This window comes from Bacillus sp. DC4300-2b2 (genome assembly GCF_049895685.1).
Taxonomy (GTDB): Bacteria; Bacillota; Bacilli; order Bacillales; family Bacillaceae; genus Bacillus; species Bacillus safensis.
In genome coordinates this window covers 231,331-250,024 of record NZ_JAFCSW010000001.1, presented here as the reverse complement: position 1 = coordinate 250,024, position 18,694 = coordinate 231,331, and the positions used below count along the sequence as shown (strand labels likewise).

The window sequence follows — 18,694 nt, the reverse complement described above, 5'->3', positions numbered from 1 at the left end:
AACTCCTCATATAATAAAGGTAATCCAATATATGAATATATGCTCATATATAAAGTTTTTGATTTTTAATAGGTTTCATTGATCCAGGGAACGTTACTTATCATATAGAAAAAAGGTGAGAACATGAAAAAAATGAAGGATGAATACGTATTAAACGGTCTTGATTGTGGAAACTGTGCACGTAAAATTGAAACAGGTGTCAGCAAAATGGATGGCGTTGAAGCTTGTTCCGTTAATTTTGCGACAGGGACATTGACTGTCACACATGCAGATAAGCAAGAAACGATGTCAAAGCGTATTGAAAAAACGGTTCAATCCATCGAACCTCATGTGAGTGTATCACCAAAAGAAGAAGGCCATCATCACGATCATGATCATGGGACAAAGAATTTAAAAGCGATTGTGCTGAAATTAATTGGCGGTGCAGTCATTGGAACAGCAGCTTATTTTATACCAGAAGATGGCTTACTAAAATTCATTACGTTTTTCGCAGCCTATTTACTAGTCGGCGGTGATGTGGTTTTTAAAGCGCTGAAAAATATCGTGCGAGGCCAAGTATTTGATGAGAACTTCTTAATGACCATTGCAACAGCTGGCGCTTTTGTGATTCAGCAATATCCAGAGGCACTGGCAGTGATGCTGTTTTACCAAATTGGAGAGCTGTTCCAAGGGGCAGCAGTGAATCGTTCAAGACGATCCATTAGTGAATTAATGAATATTCGCCCTGAATATGCGAATCTCAAAGTAGGAAATGAAACGAAAAAAGTGAAGCCGGAAGAAGTAAAAGTCGGTGACCGTATCGTCGTGAAACCGGGCGAAAAAATTCCACTTGATGGCCTTGTCATTGAAGGCTTTTCACTCGTGGATACCTCCGCATTAACAGGGGAGTCTGTGCCGCGGGATGTAGAAGCAGGTAAGGAAGTTCTTGCAGGATTTGTGAATCAAAACGGGATTCTTGAAATTGAAGTACAAAAAGGGCTAAGCGAATCGGCAGTGACGAAAATTTTAGATTTGGTTGAGAATGCGAGTAGCCGAAAAGCGCAGACAGAAAACTTTATCACAAAGTTTGCAAAATACTACACACCGGCTGTTGTTGTATTGGCATTACTGCTTGCCTTTGTGCCGCCGCTTCTCATTCCATCAGCACAATTGTCTGACTGGGTTTACCGGGCACTCGTTTTCCTTGTTATTTCATGTCCGTGTGCGCTTGTCGTGTCCATCCCATTAGGATTCTTCGGGGGAATTGGGGCAGCTTCTAAACGAGGCATCCTTGTAAAAGGTAGTAACTATTTAGAAGCACTGAACTCTGTGAGCTATGCTGTATTTGATAAGACGGGCACACTCACAAAAGGAAACTTTACGGTGACCAATATCGTGACAACTAGCGAAAAGTGGTCAGAAGAGGAGCTGCTTTCTTTTGCAGCTTTAGCAGAAGCTCATTCTTCACATCCGATCGCTGAATCAATTAAAGCGGCATATGGTTCGCCGCTTGATGAAAGCCAGATTGAAGCATATGAGGATATTGCAGGACATGGAATTAAAGCGACCATCAGTGGTTCACAAGTCTTAGCGGGAAATCATCGCTTGATGGAACGAGAAGGCATTTCGTATGAAAAAGAAAAACGAAGCGGAACGGTTGTGTACATGGCGATTAACGGTGAGTTTGCCGGATCGATCTTGATTGCAGATGAATTAAAGGATGATGCAATTGAAGCCGTATCTGCTCTAAAAGCGTCTGGCATTCAAACTGTCATGCTGACTGGTGATGCCAAGCAAGTCGGAACAGCGGTCGCCCAACAAATTGGCATTGATGAAGTTCATGCAGAATTATTGCCGCAGGATAAAGTAACAAAATTAGAAGAAATTGATCAGAAAAAAGCGCCTCAAGAAAAATTATTATTTGTTGGGGATGGCATTAATGATACACCGGTATTAGCAAGAGCAGACATAGGTATTGCGATGGGCGGGCTTGGTTCAGATGCAGCGGTAGAAGCGGCTGATATCGTCATTATGACAGACCAGCCATCAAAAGTTGCAGAAGCCATCGCTGTCGCTAAACGAACAAGAAGAATTGTATGGCAGAACATTGCATTTGCTCTTGGAGTTAAAGGGGTTTTCCTATTACTCGGTGCATTTGGTATTGCAACCATGTGGGAAGCCGTCTTCTCGGATGTCGGTGTGACCGTACTCGCTGTTTTAAATGCCATGAGGGTGATGAAATAAAATTGTAAGGAAAAATTCATGAATACCATCTTTCATAATGAATCCCCTCTTGTTAAAATAGAAGAAGTTGGATAATGGCATTATTCTAAGCTATTATCCTTTTTCTTTTGAAGGAATGAAAAAGATAAGGTAGGTGCTTTTGTGAGTAAAAAAAATAATCAATCTTCATCCATTAAATTTGCTGTCATTTTAACCATTATCGCAGCTCTTCTCATCGGATTATTCGTCGTCATTGGGAACAACAACAGCAAAGAAGCACAAACGGTTGACAGTAAGCCTTCTATTAAAGGACAGCCTGTCATGGGAGATAAAAACGCAGCCGTGCAAATTGTCGAGTTTGGGGATTATAAATGTCCTTCATGTAAATCATTTGAAACAGACATTTTCCCAAAACTGAAAGCGGACTACATAGATAAAGGCGATGTATCATTTTCGTTTATTAACTTACCACTTCCTGTTCATGGAGATGGCGCTGTGCTTGCAGCACTAGCTTCTGAAGAAGTGTGGAAAGAAGATCCGAAAAACTTTTGGGCATTTCATGAAGCTGTCTATCAAGCACAGCCAGATAGTGAAGCAGAATGGGTTACGCCTGCTAAGCTGACGGAGCTAGCGAAGAAGACAACAAAAATAGATACGGACAAGCTTAAAGATAACCTATCGAAGAAAACATATCAGCCGCAGCTGAACACAGACGATCAGCTTGTGAACCAATATAAAGTGAATGCAACACCAACTCTTTTCATTAACAATAAACAAGTCCAAAACTTTTATGACTATGATGAAATCAAAGAATTAATTGATCAAGAGCTCAAAGGGAAAAAATCATGAAGAATAAGCTTGTTTACTTATACAGTGCTTGGATCGTCTCTATCGTTGCGACGATGAGCAGCCTGTATTTAAGTGAAGTAAAGAAGTTTATCCCATGCGATATGTGCTGGTTTCAGCGCATTTTCATGTACCCGCTCGTGCTTCTACTTGGAATTGCGACATTCAGAGGCGATGTGAAAGTGAAATATTACGTTCTGCCTTTGGCTGTGATTGGCGCTTGTTTTTCTATCTATCATTATTTGGAACAAAAGATACCTGGCTTTGCATCGATTCGCCCTTGCCTGAGCGGTATTCCTTGTTCCGTTGATTATTTGAACTGGTTTGGTTTTATTACCATTCCATTACTAGCCCTTATTGCATTTATTCTCATCATCATAAGTATGCTGCTGTTAAATGCAAAAGAAGATTGAATAATATAGCCTGCTCAAAGCGGGCTATTTTTTATTTTTGCAAAAAGATAAAATTTAAAGAAAATTTGTATTGCTTTTCACCTGTGTCAGATATACATTAAGGGAGTAGTGTTAGATGATCAGATAAAGGTAAGGAGATAAGCGGAAAATGGCATGGGAAGTCTTAAGTATCATTGGCATTGTCGCATTCGCCATCAGTGGAGCGATTGTGGCAATGGAGGAAGAGTACGATATTCTTGGTGTGTACATTTTAGGGATTGTGACAGCATTTGGCGGTGGGGCGATTCGGAATCTATTAATTGGTCTGCCGGTGTCTGCTTTATGGTCACAGGGCAAAATGTTTACGATTGCCCTTGTATCCATTACGATTGTGTTTCTTTTTCCAAAGCTTTTGCTCAAACACTGGAGCACATGGGGAAATTTCTCGGATGCGATCGGTTTAGCAGCGTTTGCGATTCAAGGCGCATTATTTGCTGTGCAAAGAGAACTCCCGCTCAGTGCAGTCATTGTGGCAGCCATTTTGACTGGAAGCGGCGGCGGAATTGTGCGTGATTTATTAGCAGGACGAAAGCCGCTTGTGCTAAAAGCAGAGATTTACGCCGTATGGGCAGCTCTTGGAGGCTTATTCGTCGGACTCGGCTTAGCGCAAGGAGAGCTTGCTTTATATTTGCTGTTTGTCATCCTCGTCGTATGCAGGGTTTGTTCCTACTTATTCAAATGGCGTCTTCCCGCCAGGTCTTATTTTTTAAATAAAGGGTAAAACGAAAAAAGGGCGATTCCGCTCTTTTTTTTGTGTTTAATAAGAGCTGAATATCAGCAGATGATGGAGTTTTCGTGTAAAATAAAAGCAGGGTATTTTGTTCATCATTTGAACAATACATATGATGAAAATTTTGTCAGCTGGCTGAATATCTAGATTCAGCCTTTTTTTGCCTAGATGGATTGTTATGTGTTGGTTTCACTTTTTGCGGAATACTAAAGAAGCACTTCTGATCGGACGGATGGATGAAATGAACACATCTTTGCATGTAAGCAAAACTTGACGAAAAATATACATAGGAGGGACATGTACTAGTGGAGATTTTTTTGGCAGTGCTCGTACTACTGGCACTCATTGCAGCATCTAATATTATCAATCGTTTTGTCCCCTTTATTCCCGTTCCGTTAATTCAAGTGGGTTTAGGAATATTGGTGGCAGCTTTTCCTTCAGGTTTACATATTTCTTTAAATCCTGAACTCTTCTTCGTTCTATTTATTGCGCCGCTGTTATTTAATGACGGGAAGCGTACCCCAAGGGACGAGCTATGGAAATTAAGAGCACCGATTCTCCTTTTAGCGCTTGGTTTAGTGTTTGCGACCGTCGTTGTAGCGGGATATACCATTCATTGGATGATTCCAAGCATACCGCTTCCAGCAGCATTTGCGCTTGCAGCGATTTTATCACCGACAGATGTGGTGGCAGTAAGTGCTTTATCCAGCCGTGTGAATATGCCAAAGGGCATCATGAGACTGCTGGAAGGCGAAGGGCTGATGAACGATGCCTCAGGACTTGTCGCCTTTAAATTTGCCATTGCCGCAACGGTGACGGGAGCCTTTTCAATTGCTCAGGCATCCTTTAGTTTTGTACTGATTGCAGCAGGCGGCTTATTGACTGGATTTATTCTATCCTTTTTTATCATTCGTTTTCGCTATTTTCTCCGCCGTTTAGGAATGGACGATGTCACAATGCATATCATCCTGCAAATCCTTACACCATTTGTGATTTATTTAGCAGCGGAAGAAATCGGTGTATCCGGAATTTTAGCCGTTGTGGCTGGCGGTGTGACACATGCCATTGAGCAAGACCGAATGGAAGCGAATTTAGCCAAACTGCAAATTGCTTCATCAAACACATGGAATATTATTTTATTTATTTTAAACGGACTTGTTTTCGTCTTACTTGGATTGCAGATTCCGGATGTTTCTACAGTCATTTTCCAAGATGAATCCTTTAACAACATGCAGGTGATTAGCTACATCTTAATTATTACGCTCTGTCTCATGGTGCTGCGGTTCTTATGGGTATGGCTGTTCTGGGCAGGAAAATGGAGTGCAACGAAAAAGCAAAATGTGAAAAAGCCGAAGTTTCGCGCCTCGATGCTCATGACATTCTCTGGTGTCCGCGGGGCTGTGACATTAGCCGGTGCCTTCTCTATCCCATTTACGCTCGCGGACGGATCACCATTTCCAGAGCGGCACTTGATTATTTTCCTCGCAGCAGGCGTGATCTTATGTACACTCATTTTAGCCAGTGTGTTACTGCCTCTTTTATCTGAGAAAAAAGATAAACAAGTCGATGTGGACTTGGATACAAAGATTCAGCATGCAAAACGAAAACTGCTGAGAAGTGCTATTAAAACGTTAAAAGAAGGGATGAATGAGGACAACAGGGAAGTATCCCTTGCACTTATCAATGATTACCGCATGAAGCTGAGAAATATCCAGCGTGAACCATACCAATTCGGGATGAGAAAACAAGAGCGAAAAATCAGATTGCATGGTATCAAAGCAGAGCAGATGAAACTTCAACAATTAATTGAGGAAGAGAAAATTGACAAGGAAGAAGCTTATGAGCTGCAAGAGAGATTTCATGAGCTGGAAATGCTGTATTCAAACTCATTCAAAATTCGTTTTTCAAAGGTGAAGTTTCTCCGCTTGCTTCAATGGCTGCAATTATGGCGGCCGAATCAGCACATTTCAAACGGTATTTTAGAAAAAGAGGACTCGTACAAACAAATCCGTAAGAAAACGGCTGAAGCTGCGGTAGACTCGATCAAACAGCATATGACAGATGAAAACCAGCAAACGTGTCACCAAGTTATTGGTTTTTACAACCAAGTGATTTACCGCTGTGAACACGGTCCAAGCTTCTTCCAGCAAAAAGACCGTTCATTTGACCGGAAGAAAAAAGAGCTTAACTTCCAAGCTGTACAGACGATTCGAAATGAAATACAAACCTTATATGAAGATGGTGAGATCAATCGTGATATTGCCCATCATTTAAGGGAATATATTAATGACATGGAAGCAGTTCTGCTCACCAATACGTGATGTTGTCATCTTCTCCCCCGTGTTTTATGATGAAGAAAGAGAACGAGCAGGGGGAGATCAATGATGACCTATTATGGAGCAATTGAAGCTGGGGGTACAAAATTTTGTTGTGCAATCGGTAATGAGCATGGAGACATCTTAGAGGAAATGACGATTCCGACAGAGCACCCGGATCAAACAATAGAAAAGCTCATTCCATTTTTCGAGGAGCATGACATTGCAGCATTAGGGGTTGGCTCCTTTGGACCCATTTGTGTTCAAAAGGACAATCCTTCATACGGTTATATCATGAACACACCGAAAGTGGAGTGGAAGCATTACCCGTTCATTCCTGAGCTTGAGAAGCAATTAGGTGTCCCCGTATCCTTTACAACCGATGTCAATGCCGCAGCACTAGGTGAATTAACAAAAGGGGCAGCCAAAGGGCTAAGCAGCTGTTTGTATATCACGGTCGGTACGGGCATTGGTGCGGGAGCTGTTGTGAAAAATGAGCTTCTACACGGTCATTCACATCCTGAGATGGGGCATATCCTTATCAGGCAGCATGAATCTGACCCATTTGCAGGTGTCTGCCCGTCACATGGAAATTGTTTAGAAGGACTGGCAGCTGGACCAGCGATTGAGAAAAGGTGGAGGAAACCTGCCAAAGAGCTGACGCAGAACGAAGCGGTTTGGGCACTTGAAGGCGATTATTTAGCGCAGGCGCTTATGCAATACTCGCTCATTTTAAGCCCAGAGCGCATCATCATGGGCGGAGGCGTCATGAAGCAAAAGCAGCTATTCCCACTCATTCGGGAGAAACTAGCTGCTTATGTCAATGATTATGTAGACCTGCCGCCGCTTGATACATACATTGTCTCCCCTAGACTTGAGGACAAGGCTGGCATGACTGGTGCGCTGCTCTTAGCCATCGAAGCGAAGAGAAACGCCTGATAATAGAGTTTTGAAGCACAACATGAGATAATGAAAGAGATGGAATCTATAAAAAAGGTGGTTGTTAAAATGGTCAAAAGCTTGAATGATACCGTAACACTGAATAACGGAGTGGAAATGCCTTGGTTTGGTTTAGGTGTATTCAAAGTGGAGGACGGCAATCAAGTGGTAGATGCCGTAAAAGCAGCCATACGGAACGGATATCGCAGCATTGATACGGCAGCTGTTTATAAAAATGAGACAGGCGTAGGAAAAGCAATTAAAGAATCTGGTGTGAAACGAGAAGACTTATTTATTACGTCTAAAGTATGGAACACAGATCAAGGCTATGATAAAGCACTTGAGGCGTTTGACGCAAGCTTAAACCGATTAGGTCTTGATTATTTAGACCTCTATTTGATTCATTGGCCTGGACCAAATGCAGATACATTTAAAGACACTTGGCGCGCACTTGAGAAGCTTTATAAAGATGGGAAAGTCAGAGCCATTGGAGTCAGCAACTTCTATATTCAGCATTTAGAAGAGCTGTTAAAAGATGCTGATGTTGTTCCAGCTGTGAACCAAGTGGAGTTTCACCCGAAACTGACACTTGTTGAACTGCGTCAATATGCAAAGGAAAAAGGGATTCAAATTGAGGCATGGTCTCCGCTGATGCAAGGGAAGCTATTAGATCATGACGTTTTGAAAGACATTGCTGCACGCTACAACAAATCTGTTGCTCAAGTCATCTTGCGCTGGGATCTGCAAAGCGGTGTCGTGACAATTCCTAAATCAATCAATGAAGAACGCATTAAACAAAATGCAGACATCTTTGACTTCGAGCTTTCTAAAGAAGACATGGAAAAAATCGATGCATTAAACAATAACGAGCGCGTCGGCTCGAATCCAGAGACGATGACGGTTGGGTTTGAATAAATAAAAAAATCCTCTTTCTCATGTGAGAAAGGGGATTTTTTATGTACTGCTTCGGCGCACAGCCAATAGCATGATAAAAGATAGGAGCACAATACAAATCGTCCAAGCCCAAGCAAGCTCCATTCGTCCAGAATCAATCGCCACATAGATAGCGGTTGGGAGTGTTTGCGTTTTTCCTGGGATGTTGCCGGCAAACATTAAGGTCGCCCCAAATTCTCCAAGGGCTCTGGCAAAGCTGAGGATGCTGCCTGATAAGAGGGAAGGCAGGGCAAGTGGTACTGTAATATAGGCGAAGACTTGGAATGAATGAGCACCATCTACTTTTGCAGCCCCTTCAATGTCTGACTCAATCGTAGAAAATCCAGCCTTTGCAGATTGATACATAAGCGGGAATGCCACAACTGTTGATGCAATAACTGCCGCCCACCAAGTGAAAATGACCGGCTGGTGAAAAATCCATTCAATCGCGCCCCCCATCATGCTATGCCTTCCGAATATGACGAGCAATAAAAAACCTACAACCGTTGGCGGAAGGACAAGCGGCATCATTAAAAGCGTTTCTACGATCATTTTCCCTTTAAATGTAGTTCGCGCCATCCAATAGCCAATCAATGTACCAAAAACAGTTGCCAGCAGCCCGCTTACAACGGCAACTTGCACGGACAGCCAAATGGGAGATAGGAATTCTTCAGTCACCATGGGCATTATGTCACTTGAAAGCCGTACTTTTTAAAAATTGATTTGGCTGTTTCTGATTGAAGAAATTGAAAAAAGGACTTGGCTTCCTCTACATGTTCTGTCCCTTTGACGATTCCTACTGGGTAAATGATCGGGGAATGCATGTCCTGATTGGCTTCAGCTGCAATCTTTACTTTTTTGGTAACGAGGGCGTCTGTCTTATACACAACACCTGCTTCCACATTTCCTGTTTCTACGTAGCTTAAAACCTGCCGCACATCCTTGCCGTACACAGCATTCTTTTTCACTTGATCCCAGATGTTCAGCTTTATGAAAATCTCTTTGCCGTATGTACCAGCAGGGACGGATTCAGGTGTGCCAAGAGCAATCTTCCCTTTTATGTGCTGGGCGTCTTGAAAGCTTTTAATAGAGGAAGAGTGATTTTTTGGCACAATGAGTACAAGCTCATTTTGGATGGCATCCTTGATAAAATGTTGATCGATGTCTCCAGATTGTACAAGCTCATCAAAGGGCGCTTCAGCAGCAGAGAAAAAGAGATCCGCTTTTGCCCCTTGCGCGATTTGCTGCTTCAATGCGCCAGATGACCCGAAGTTATTTGTTAATGTCACATTCGGATGCTCATCATTAAAGGCAGATTCAATTTCTTTTAGTGCATCCTGAAGACTTGCCGCAGCTGAAATCACAAGCTCTGTTTTTTTGCTTGTATCCGATGACTTCATCTCTGTTTGACACCCACTCAGGAGCAAGCAGATGGCGATGAAGGCGAAGAACGCATACTTCATGTTCACACCTCTTATTATTCAATATCATATGTATCCTTTATTATAAGCAAACTTATTTGACCATTCATAGGCTTTCAGTAAAAAGAGAAAAGAAAAAGCCGCCAGATGGCGACTTTTTAATGCTGATAAAAACGCAGCAAATTCCCATTGATCACTTTGTCTGATAAGGAAAGTTCTTTATTGGCTTTTTCGATATAAGGCTGACACACCTCATCCTGTTCAACAGGTTCTTTTGTTTTTTGATCATAGCAGGTGTTCTTTGTATAGAGATAATCATCTGTAATAAAGTTCCCGTTTCTCAAAACAGCAAAAGGCGTCCGTTCGTTTGAAAATAAGTCATTGCCAAATTGAATGGCATCCTTCGTTTCAATACCGAGTAAGTGCAGGAGTGTCGGTTTCACGTCGATTTGCCCAGCTGTTTCAGAAATTGTCTGCGGTGCTTGATCTGTGACCCCCGGAATGTAAATTAAAAAGGGCACCCGCTGCAATTTCACAGCATCAAACGGTGTAATCTCGTCTTTTTTGAGCAGCTCTGCCATTGCCTGATAATGTGCTTCGGAGATACCATAGTGATCCCCCATGAGGACAAACATTGTATTGTCATACAATCCTTCTTCTTTCATACGTTCAAAAAAATTCTTAATGGCTTCATCCTGATAGCGAACGGTCGTCACATAGCGGTTTAAAATGGCGCTGGACGAATCATATTCATCAATCAATTGATCCCTTGGATCGATTTCAAATGGAAAGTGATTGGTCAAGGTAATAAACGTGCTGTAATAAGGCGCCTTCAACTTTTTTAAATAATCAATGGATTGGTCAAAGAAGTCGATATCTTTTAAGCCCCAACCAGTTGAATTCTGTTCATTAACCTGATACGAATCGACATCATAAAAACGGTCAATCCCAAGTGATTCATACATCACATCTCGATTCCAAAACGTTTTATTATTCGCATGAAATTGGACGGATTGATAGTTCTCTTTTTTCAACTGCTTGTATAACGTGTCATATTCGTTGTCACTCGCTGTGAAAAAGACAGCGCCGCTGCTAGATGGGTAGAGGGAATTTGCGACAATAAACTCTGAATCTGACGTCTTTCCTTGCTCAGTCTGCTGATAAAATTCATCAAAATAAAAACTCTTTTTAGCGAGTTGATTTAAAAAGGGAGTGATGTATTGTCCATTCACCTTTTGATCAACGACAAATTGCTGTGTTGATTCGAGTGAAATGAACACAACGTTCTTGCCTTTAGCAAGTCCAAAGTACTCTTCGTTTGGTGCACTGTAATCAGCTTTTGTGTAGTTTGCTACGGTAGAAAGCGTATCTTCGTCTGCGAAGGCTTTTTGTCCAATACGCGCTGTTTGGGCAGCGCCGTCATACAGGTGGAACTGGAACAGCCCAAGGTTTCGTACAATCACTTCTCGATCATAAGAGCTTGTCAGAAAGCGAGGGTGATCCATCATGGCTGAACTGACATGAAACAATAGAAAGCTGCAGCACACAGCATAATATATTTTGATCGTCTTGAAGGAGGCTTTTGGCGCTAAAGGTTTGCGTTTTAACAGCCACGCCAGCACCACGAAGTCAATGAGCATCAGCAAAAACAGCGGGTGAAATAATTCTGTCATACTGCTGCCCATATCTCCCATGTTTTTCGCTTGGAATAATACAGGAATCGTAATGAAATCAATATAAAATCCATAAAAGATCGTATTTGAAATGAGTATCGCGGTCAAAATCAAATTTGCGGTCAATAAAAAAACCTTTTGCTTCGTTCCATTTAAAAAAAGAGCAATCCCAAACAAAGGGAGCAAAAAGCTAAGTGGATTGATCAAAAGCAGCCATTCATGAAACAGATTGGCCGTTCGTATGTGAAATCCGAATTGATAAATGATATATGTTTTCATCCACATGAAGAGGATGGAGTACACTAAAAACCAGTGATTTTTGAAGAACGCTTTCATTTATGTAGCTCCTCACCATTCTGTATTCAGCTGCAAGGCAAAAACACTTATCTTAAACCTACTAAAAAAATGAGGAATGATCAATTCATATCCTGTGTTTTTCGGAAAACTCTTTTTGATTCATTAGAATGGGATAGATATGCCGCAGATGACAGCGATGTAATAGCAGGTAACGACGGTGAGAGCAGCTAGTACGACTTGTTCTCCTGTGCTGCCTGTTTTGACATAGAAGGGAAGACGCACTTTAATGGAAGCTGGAAATAAAAATTTAATCCCGTTCACTGTCCCTGCATCCAAGATGAGATGGCTTGCCATCCCGACTAGTAAACCGATACTTAGGCTGTCATTTGGAATGTATGTTGTCGCTAGAAAATAAATGATCAGCAAAAATAATAAACTGTGTGTAAATGTGCGATGACCGAACACACTGCTGATCATTGTCGAGAGCAGCGGGAATCTTCTGCCGATTTTACTTTTTGTATGGCAAAGATCAGGGATCAGAGCACCTGCTGATCCAGCAGCAGCCATCGTCACTGGGTCGAATCCATAATAGTAGGCAACGGCTGTGGAGGCGGCTATTCCGCCCATGATGTGTGTTTTTCCTGTCATGATGCGTACTCCTGTTCTATCTTTAGTTCAAGTACTCACTATATCAAGGGTAGATTCATTCAGCAAGGCTTATTTCTAAAGAAAAAGAGGCCAAAAGGGTTGGCTGAATGGAAAAACATTCTATAATAAGGGGGAAGTCATGTTGATACTAACGATAAGGATGCGATTCGGATGGGTAATGCAGACATTTTAAAAGAAATTGTTCTTGTACATTATGAAGTCAGCCGTAAATTAAACCGCAAGTTACTCGAGTTAGAGAAAGACATCACGCCCCCACAGATATATGCTCTTTCTATTTTGATACAAGGCAAGGTATCACATGCCGAAGAGCTGAAGCAAAGACTCTCTTTAAACCCTGGTGCAGCCTCTATTGCACTCAATAAATTATGTGAGCAGGGTTATATTCAAAGAGAACGGGACAAAGACGATTCATCACTTGTCCGTTTAGAAGTCACGGAAAAAGGGGTGGCTATTTATGAAAAGCATACACGTCTTTTCGGAAAGGTGATTCAGCATATGATGTCAGACTTCACAAAGGATGATTTAAAATCCTTTCTGACGTACTTGCAAAAAATGAGACAGACCTTTCATGATGATTGAGCCTCTTCCCTTGTATAATGCTGATCGCTGTAGCACAAATTAAACAGGCAACCGCATTATATGAAAAGGGAGGAAACAGCGATGTCATTTTTCCAAAAGGATAAAAAAGCGAAAAGTGAGAAAGACCATCAGCAGGTAGATCAGCTGTTAGAGGAAGCAAGTAAAGAGCTAGCAGGCGATCCGCTTCAAGAAGCTGTACAAAAGAAGAAAAACAACCAACAATAAGCAGGTAAAGGGCAGAGAAAGGATTCTCTGCCTCAACGTGTAGACAAACCCTCGCATTCGCCCGCAGGTCTGCTCTCCGGTGCTCACGAATGTCAAATTCGCTCCGCTCCGGTACTCGTCCTTCCTAAGGCTACAAAGGTTTTCTATCATGCTGAAAGAAGGGAGACAAAGAACTAAAATAAAAATTATTTTAGCCCTTTGTCACAATCAGGGGCAGAGAAACAGTTCTCTGCCTTTTTTCTATGTTTTTCCCTTTGACAGATGTGAGAATGTTTGATAACCTTCGTGTAGTAAAAATGAATAGAAATCCTCACGCTATGTCTCAGTGAGGTAGAGGTTGCGCGGATGATGAGTCACTCATAGGAGAGATGGAATCGTAGATCATGAGAAAAAAGGCATCAGCGCCGAAGTGTAGAGAGAGCTCCAACTTTCTTTATGCTGGGTCTGCATTGAATAAATGCAGGACTGCCACGTCTTTGAAGCGTGGAGGGCTATCCGGAGATCAAGGTGTATGTTTTGAAAAGCATGGACTTTTGTTCAGGCTTTTTTTTATGTTCTGAGTCACAAAAATAAGGGTATGCTGTTAAAAAGTAATCCATTATGAACATAAAGAATGCAAGTCATTGCTTCACAAATATATCAATGAAGATACTGCCGGGTCTGGTCCAAAGTGAATAAAACGGAGGTACGGAAATGGAACAGACAAAAAAATGGGGTTTTTGGTTATTGACGGCTTTTGTCGTCGGAAATATGGTAGGTTCAGGCATCTTTATGCTGCCAAGTACGCTTGCCCAGCACGCAAGTCCTTTAGGTGTGACGATGGCATGGCTTGTCACAGGCGGCGGTGTGCTGATGATTGCGCTTGTATTTGGGCATTTGTCCATTCATAAGCCGCAGCTGACGGCTGGACCACAAAGTTATGCAAGGGCGCTTTTTAAAGATCCGAAAAAAGGGAAAGCGGCTGGATTTACAATGGTTTGGGGATATTGGGTGGCAAGCTGGATTAGTAATGTCGCAATTATTACAAGTCTTGCTGGTTATTTAACGACTTTTTTCCCTATTCTCACAGTGAAGACTGAAGTTTTTACCTTTGGAAAAGAAGCGGTCACGCTTGGTCAGCTCATGACGTTTATCGTATGTACCCTTCTTCTATGGGGAACACATACCATTTTAATTACAAGCTTAAGTGCTGCAAGTAAATTGAATTTTATTACGACCTTTTCAAAGGTGCTTGGATTCGTCCTTTTTATTGTTGCGGGATTATTTGCATTTCAAACGGCATTATTTGAACATTACTACTTCCCGGTTGAAACAGGCAGCGAAGGAGTGCTCGGACTTGGAGGCCAAATTCATCATGCGGCCATTTCCACACTATGGGCATTTATTGGAATTGAATCAGCTGTCATTTTATCAGGAAGAGCATCCTCACAGCGTGATGTGAAACGTGCGACGATTACAGGTCTTTTAATCGCACTTTCGATCTACATGATTATCACGTTGATTACGATGGGCGTTCTGCCGCACGATCAATTGCAAGGCTCTGACAAACCGTTCGTGGACGTGCTTCAGCTTATTATTGGGCCAGCTGGCGGAATTGTCATGGCACTGCTGGCGATTATTTGTTTATTTGGTTCGATGCTTGGCTGGATTTTACTCGGTTCAGAAGTACCGTATCAAGCAGCAAAGGCTGGTGATTTTCCAGCAGTATTTGCAAAAACAAACAAAAAAGGAAGCCCTGCTTTCGCTTTGACTGTTACAAATATTATGTCACAGTTGTTTATCTTCTCTGTAATGTCACGTACGATTAATGAAGCTTTCACCTTTTTAACTACATCAGCGACACTTGCGTATCTTATTCCGTATATTGTGTCTTCAATCTACAGCTTTAAGGTCATTATGCAAGGTGATACGTATGAGCTTCAAAAAGGAAATCGAACGAGAGACGGCATCGTTGCACTTGTTGCGATGGGGTATTCAGCTTGGGTCATTATTTCAGGAACAGCCGACTTGAAAACCTTTGGTCTTGGAATCGGTCTATTCTTAGTAGGTATTTTGCTTTATCCATTCATGTCAAAAGGATTTGCCAAAGAAACGGTATAAGAAAGACGTTTCTCCATTTCTGGAGAAACGTTTTTTTATGAGGCAGATGTCAATCGGTCCACAATAAACTCTAGCTGACCTTCTAGTGACACTGGGTCATTAAAGAAGAAACCAACTGGATCTATTTCGAATACATGTTTATTTTTGACGGCAGGAAGTGATGTCCAAATGCTGCTTTGATACACTTGGTCACCTTTACTTTTTGAGCCGCTCCATGGACCTGTGAAAATATAGTCGCCTGCGAATTCTGGCAGCTTCTCAAGAGAAATATTCGCATAGCCGACACCGCTGTCGATCGCTTCTTTTTTGACCGCCTTCGGTGCTTCTAATTTCAGTTCGTCATAAATGATTTCGCCCCCGCGGGCAAAGGTGTTTCCGAAGATATAAATGCCTTTATCAAATGGTGATACGATCGAGACTGTTTTGCTGCCGACAGCTTTGTTTACCTTTGGTTTCACCTCAGCAATTTTGGTATCCCATTTTGTGATCCATTCTGTTGCTTTTTTCGGTGTACCAGTCATTTTACCGAATTCTTTTAGTTGGTCTTTGAAAGAGTATTGGTTGTATTTTACCGCTACAGTTGGGGCGATTTTTTTGTATTGATCAAATTTCTCATCTTCTCCCCAAGCAATAATCATATCTGGCTTCAAAGCGGCTACCTTTTCGACAGATGGGGTCCTTCCAAGATTTTCGACTCCATCTGTTTTTCCTTTATAAAAAGGGTTTTTAAAGATGGGTGCAGTTGTAGCAATCGGCGTCTTGCCGAGTGTGACGAGGTCCCCGTAGTAGCTTTCTGCAAGAAGCACAATGCGTTTTGGATTTTTCGGAAGCTTCACTTCACCTTTGACATCCTGATATGTCATCATGTCATTTTTTTTCGCTGCAGATTGTTTATTTGAAGTGCTGCCGCAAGCGGCTGTAAAAAGCATAAGGATCGATAAAGAAATCAAAAAAAATCCAGTTCGTTTTTTCACAAAGATTCTCTCCTATTCATTTTTCGTTGATAATGATTCTCAATTTCATTTTTATCGTAACATGATAGGAACCAAAATGCATCGGCTAATTTAGACCTAAAGAAAAATGGTGAAATTCTCACAATTTTTTTGTGAAAATAAAGAAATTTATCAGAACAATGATTTCAAAAAGAAAAGAAAGTGATATACTAGACTTCGAGATTGATAATCATTATCACTAATAGAGAATAAACATGAACGGAAAGGAAGAGACTGGTTTTGGGCTCACAATCGAATAAACAGCTGCCAACCAGCGACGATACGATCGATATTGTCACGAAACCTTTTGGAACAGCAGCTGTTATCATCATAGGAATGATCGCTTTAGCATTTGGTCTTTTTTTATCAGTATCATTAGGAGCAGCAAACATTCATCTACAGACTGTATGGGAGGCCGTTTTTCATTTTGATCCACAACAAACTTCACATCAAATCATTCGGGAATTGAGGCTGCCGCGCACAGTTGGAGCCGCGCTCGTCGGTGCCTTTTTAGCCGTATCAGGTGCCATTATGCAAGGAATGACAAGAAATGCGCTGGCGTCACCTGAGATTATGGGTGTGACAAATGGCTCCGCATTTGCGATTGCCATTGCATTAGCATTTTTCCCTGGCCAATCTTCTATCACATTAATTCTTTGGTCATTTGTTGGAGCCGCACTCGGTGCCTCTATTGTATTTGGTGTCGGTACTATGTCAAAAGGGGGACTGACCCCGGTAAAGCTGGCACTAGCTGGTACGGCGGTTGGAGCACTTTTGAGCTCCATCTCCTCAGCCATTGCCATCCGTTTTGATGTCGCTCAAGATATGAGCTTTTGGTATGCTGGCGGGGTGGCAGGTGTGAATTGGAGCAACATTCGTATCATCATTCCAGTTGCCATTGCAGGACTAATCATTGCAATGATCCTTGCCCGTTCGATCACGGTTTTGAGCTTAGGTGAAGAATTGGCGAAAGGACTTGGACAGTATACAAAAACGGTCAAGGTGCTTGGCGTATTAGTTGTTATTCTTTTAACGGGTGCTGCCGTGTCGGTAGCAGGCTCTATTGGTTTTATCGGGCTTGTGATCCCTCATGTCACTCGATTCTTAGTTGGAGTGGACTATCGTTGGATTATCCCATGCTCCGCTATTTTAGGGGCCACTTTGTTAATTTATGCAGACATTGCTGCGAGGCTGGTCAACGCTCCGTTTGAAACGCCAGTCGGTGCCATTACGGCGATTATAGGCGTTCCTTTCTTCTTATATTTAGCTAGACGTGAAAGGAGCGGAATCTAAATGGAAATGGTGCAGCAAGCAAAGAAAAAGAAATATCAACGAACGATGCTCATGATCTTTTTCGCGATCGTAGCTGTGTTCCTTATTAGTTTAAATACCGGAGAAATTCGGATCTCTCCGATGGATACATTGAAAACACTTTTTGGATTCGGAAGTGAGATGGATGAGCTCGTATTATTCGAATTCCGACTTCCAAGAATGGTCATCGCTTTACTTGTCGGTGCTTCTATCGCTGTATCAGGAGCGATTTGGCAAGGTGTTTCTCAAAATGGTTTAGCTGACCCAGGTATTCTCGGTGTCAATGCCGGCGCTGGCTTTGCCGTTGTGCTATTTATCTTTGCATTTCAAGGCACGATGGCGAATTTAGGCGATTTTACGATTTTTGTACTGCCGCTTTTCGCGTTCGTAGGTGCAGGTTTTGCTGCATTTCTCATCTATGTGTTAGCGTGGAAAAAAGGCATCACACCCGTTCGATTGATTTTAACTGGTATTGGTGTGAATGCTGCGTTTTCAGCAGCGATTGTGGTCATCCAATTGAAAATGAGCCCAAATGATTTTAACCAAGCCATCGTGTGGTTATCTGGAAGTATTTATGGCTCGAGCTGGACGTATGTTCTGTCTGTTTTGCCATGGATGGTGATTTTCCTTATATTCGCGATTGTCAGATCACGCTATTTAAATATCATGAATTTGGGTGATCAGCTATCCTATGGATTGGGCATTTCAGTTCATAAAGAAAGAAGTTTGTTCATGCTGATTGCCGTTGCATTAGCAGGTGCGAGTGTTGCTGTTGCAGGAAGTATCTCTTTCCTAGGATTAGCCGCACCGCACTTGGCTAGAAAGCTTGTTGGGCCAAAGCACCAAGGAATGATACCGGCCTCCGCGTTGATTGGCGCGCTGTTATTATTACTGGCAGATACACTTGGCCGCGTCATACTTGCACCATCAGAAGTGCCAGTTGGCCTTGTCGTTTCTGCTTTAGGCGCACCTTACTTCATTTACTTATTGATGAAATCGAACTAATGAGG

At 42.1% G+C, this 18,694-nt stretch carries 17 protein-coding genes and 1 riboswitch; of the genes, 12 read left to right on the top strand and 5 right to left on the bottom strand.

The annotated features are described in order from the left end of the window. Window positions 1-123 precede the first annotated feature (123 nt). The 7 genes from ACP69X_RS01365 to ACP69X_RS01335 all read left to right on the top strand — a co-directional run bounded on the left by ACP69X_RS01365 (window position 124) and on the right by ACP69X_RS01335 (window position 8,399). The gene (locus tag ACP69X_RS01365; protein WP_073979015.1) at window positions 124-2,223 is read left to right on the top strand and encodes a heavy metal translocating P-type ATPase; all 2,100 of its coding nucleotides are present in this window, start codon (window positions 124-126) and stop codon (window positions 2,221-2,223) included. Between the two features lie 141 nt (window positions 2,224-2,364). Next, complete coding sequence (locus ACP69X_RS01360; protein ID WP_025094107.1) at window positions 2,365-3,051, top strand: DsbA family protein; 687 nt, start codon at window positions 2,365-2,367, stop codon at window positions 3,049-3,051. Further along, window positions 3,048-3,461, top strand: coding sequence for a disulfide oxidoreductase (locus ACP69X_RS01355; RefSeq protein ID WP_426052351.1), 414 nt, complete (start codon window positions 3,048-3,050; stop codon window positions 3,459-3,461). Before ACP69X_RS01360 ends, ACP69X_RS01355 begins: the two co-directional genes overlap by 4 nt. A gap of 148 nt (window positions 3,462-3,609) precedes the next feature. Further along, on the top strand, window positions 3,610-4,221 hold the full coding sequence (locus tag ACP69X_RS01350; protein ID WP_024423463.1) for a trimeric intracellular cation channel family protein: 612 nt from the start codon (window positions 3,610-3,612) through the stop codon (window positions 4,219-4,221). A gap of 314 nt (window positions 4,222-4,535) precedes the next feature. Then, entirely contained in the window at window positions 4,536-6,551 is a 2,016-nt protein-coding gene (locus ACP69X_RS01345; protein ID WP_041088266.1) for a Na+/H+ antiporter, read from the top strand. A gap of 63 nt (window positions 6,552-6,614) precedes the next feature. Continuing rightward, window positions 6,615-7,484 carry an ROK family protein gene (locus tag ACP69X_RS01340; RefSeq protein WP_041088649.1) on the top strand — a complete coding sequence of 290 codons (870 nt, stop codon included), beginning with the start codon at window positions 6,615-6,617 and terminating at the stop codon, window positions 7,482-7,484. 69 nt (window positions 7,485-7,553) lie between these two features. Beyond that, window positions 7,554-8,399, top strand: coding sequence for an aldo/keto reductase (locus tag ACP69X_RS01335; protein ID WP_269102494.1), 846 nt, complete (start codon window positions 7,554-7,556; stop codon window positions 8,397-8,399). Window positions 8,400-8,438: 39 nt separating this feature from the next. Here the strand turns inward: ACP69X_RS01335 and modB are convergent, their stop codons facing one another. The 4 genes from modB to ACP69X_RS01315 form a co-directional block, all read right to left on the bottom strand. Then, complete coding sequence (modB, locus tag ACP69X_RS01330; RefSeq protein WP_426052350.1) at window positions 8,439-9,104, bottom strand: molybdate ABC transporter permease subunit; 666 nt, start codon at window positions 9,102-9,104, stop codon at window positions 8,439-8,441. Next, window positions 9,104-9,880, bottom strand: a complete 777-nt coding sequence (gene modA / locus ACP69X_RS01325; protein ID WP_041088270.1) for a molybdate ABC transporter substrate-binding protein — start codon at window positions 9,878-9,880, stop codon at window positions 9,104-9,106. Before modA ends, modB begins: the two co-directional genes overlap by 1 nt. A 116-nt stretch (window positions 9,881-9,996) precedes the next feature. Beyond that, window positions 9,997-11,847 carry an LTA synthase family protein gene (locus ACP69X_RS01320; protein ID WP_426052349.1) on the bottom strand — a complete coding sequence of 617 codons (1,851 nt, stop codon included), beginning with the start codon at window positions 11,845-11,847 and terminating at the stop codon, window positions 9,997-9,999. 123 nt (window positions 11,848-11,970) lie between these two features. Next, window positions 11,971-12,456: a metal-dependent hydrolase gene (locus tag ACP69X_RS01315; RefSeq protein WP_041088275.1), complete on the bottom strand. Its 486-nt coding sequence runs from the start codon at window positions 12,454-12,456 to the stop codon at window positions 11,971-11,973. A gap of 171 nt (window positions 12,457-12,627) precedes the next feature. On the opposite strand from ACP69X_RS01315, the gene ACP69X_RS01310 reads away from it, so the two are divergent. The 3 genes from ACP69X_RS01310 to ACP69X_RS01300 all read left to right on the top strand — a co-directional run bounded on the left by ACP69X_RS01310 (window position 12,628) and on the right by ACP69X_RS01300 (window position 15,381). Next, window positions 12,628-13,056, top strand: a complete 429-nt coding sequence (locus ACP69X_RS01310; RefSeq protein WP_269102491.1) for a MarR family winged helix-turn-helix transcriptional regulator — start codon at window positions 12,628-12,630, stop codon at window positions 13,054-13,056. 81 nt (window positions 13,057-13,137) lie between these two features. Further along, window positions 13,138-13,281 carry a small acid-soluble spore protein SspJ gene (gene sspJ / locus ACP69X_RS01305; protein WP_034280900.1) on the top strand — a complete coding sequence of 48 codons (144 nt, stop codon included), beginning with the start codon at window positions 13,138-13,140 and terminating at the stop codon, window positions 13,279-13,281. A gap of 323 nt (window positions 13,282-13,604) precedes the next feature. Continuing rightward, a riboswitch (Lysine riboswitch) is annotated at window positions 13,605-13,783 on the top strand. Between the two features lie 191 nt (window positions 13,784-13,974). Beyond that, complete coding sequence (locus tag ACP69X_RS01300) at window positions 13,975-15,381, top strand: amino acid permease (RefSeq protein ID WP_426052348.1); 1,407 nt, start codon at window positions 13,975-13,977, stop codon at window positions 15,379-15,381. Between the two features lie 35 nt (window positions 15,382-15,416). On the opposite strand, the gene ACP69X_RS01295 is transcribed toward ACP69X_RS01300, so the two are convergent. After that, window positions 15,417-16,355 (bottom strand): iron-hydroxamate ABC transporter substrate-binding protein, encoded by a 939-nt coding sequence (locus tag ACP69X_RS01295; protein WP_041088281.1) that lies wholly within the window; start codon window positions 16,353-16,355, stop codon window positions 15,417-15,419. 258 nt (window positions 16,356-16,613) lie between these two features. Between ACP69X_RS01295 and ACP69X_RS01290 the strand changes: the two genes are divergently transcribed. Further along, on the top strand, window positions 16,614-17,666 hold the full coding sequence (locus tag ACP69X_RS01290; RefSeq protein WP_073979023.1) for a FecCD family ABC transporter permease: 1,053 nt from the start codon (window positions 16,614-16,616) through the stop codon (window positions 17,664-17,666). Continuing rightward, window positions 17,667-18,689, top strand: a complete 1,023-nt coding sequence (locus ACP69X_RS01285; protein ID WP_064498048.1) for a FecCD family ABC transporter permease — start codon at window positions 17,667-17,669, stop codon at window positions 18,687-18,689. Window positions 18,690-18,694: the final 5 nt, after the last annotated feature.

Excerpts from the sequence above, each read along its gene's own strand:
- ACP69X_RS01365 (WP_073979015.1), top strand. The coding sequence starts at position 124 with ATGAAAAAAATGAAGGATGAATACGTATTAAACGGTCTTGATTGTGGA.
- ACP69X_RS01355 (WP_426052351.1), top strand. The coding sequence starts at position 3,048 with ATGAAGAATAAGCTTGTTTACTTATACAGTGCTTGGATCGTCTCTATC.
- ACP69X_RS01350 (WP_024423463.1), top strand. The coding sequence starts at position 3,610 with ATGGCATGGGAAGTCTTAAGTATCATTGGCATTGTCGCATTCGCCATC.
- ACP69X_RS01340 (WP_041088649.1), top strand. The coding sequence starts at position 6,615 with ATGACCTATTATGGAGCAATTGAAGCTGGGGGTACAAAATTTTGTTGT.
- ACP69X_RS01335 (WP_269102494.1), top strand. The coding sequence starts at position 7,554 with ATGGTCAAAAGCTTGAATGATACCGTAACACTGAATAACGGAGTGGAA.
- modB (WP_426052350.1), bottom strand. The coding sequence starts at position 9,104 with ATGCCCATGGTGACTGAAGAATTCCTATCTCCCATTTGGCTGTCCGTG.
- modA (WP_041088270.1), bottom strand. The coding sequence starts at position 9,880 with ATGAAGTATGCGTTCTTCGCCTTCATCGCCATCTGCTTGCTCCTGAGT.
- ACP69X_RS01320 (WP_426052349.1), bottom strand. The coding sequence starts at position 11,847 with ATGAAAGCGTTCTTCAAAAATCACTGGTTTTTAGTGTACTCCATCCTC.
- ACP69X_RS01315 (WP_041088275.1), bottom strand. The coding sequence starts at position 12,456 with ATGACAGGAAAAACACACATCATGGGCGGAATAGCCGCCTCCACAGCC.
- ACP69X_RS01310 (WP_269102491.1), top strand. The coding sequence starts at position 12,628 with ATGGGTAATGCAGACATTTTAAAAGAAATTGTTCTTGTACATTATGAA.
- sspJ (WP_034280900.1), top strand. The coding sequence starts at position 13,138 with ATGTCATTTTTCCAAAAGGATAAAAAAGCGAAAAGTGAGAAAGACCAT.
- ACP69X_RS01300 (WP_426052348.1), top strand. The coding sequence starts at position 13,975 with ATGGAACAGACAAAAAAATGGGGTTTTTGGTTATTGACGGCTTTTGTC.
- ACP69X_RS01285 (WP_064498048.1), top strand. The coding sequence starts at position 17,667 with ATGGAAATGGTGCAGCAAGCAAAGAAAAAGAAATATCAACGAACGATG.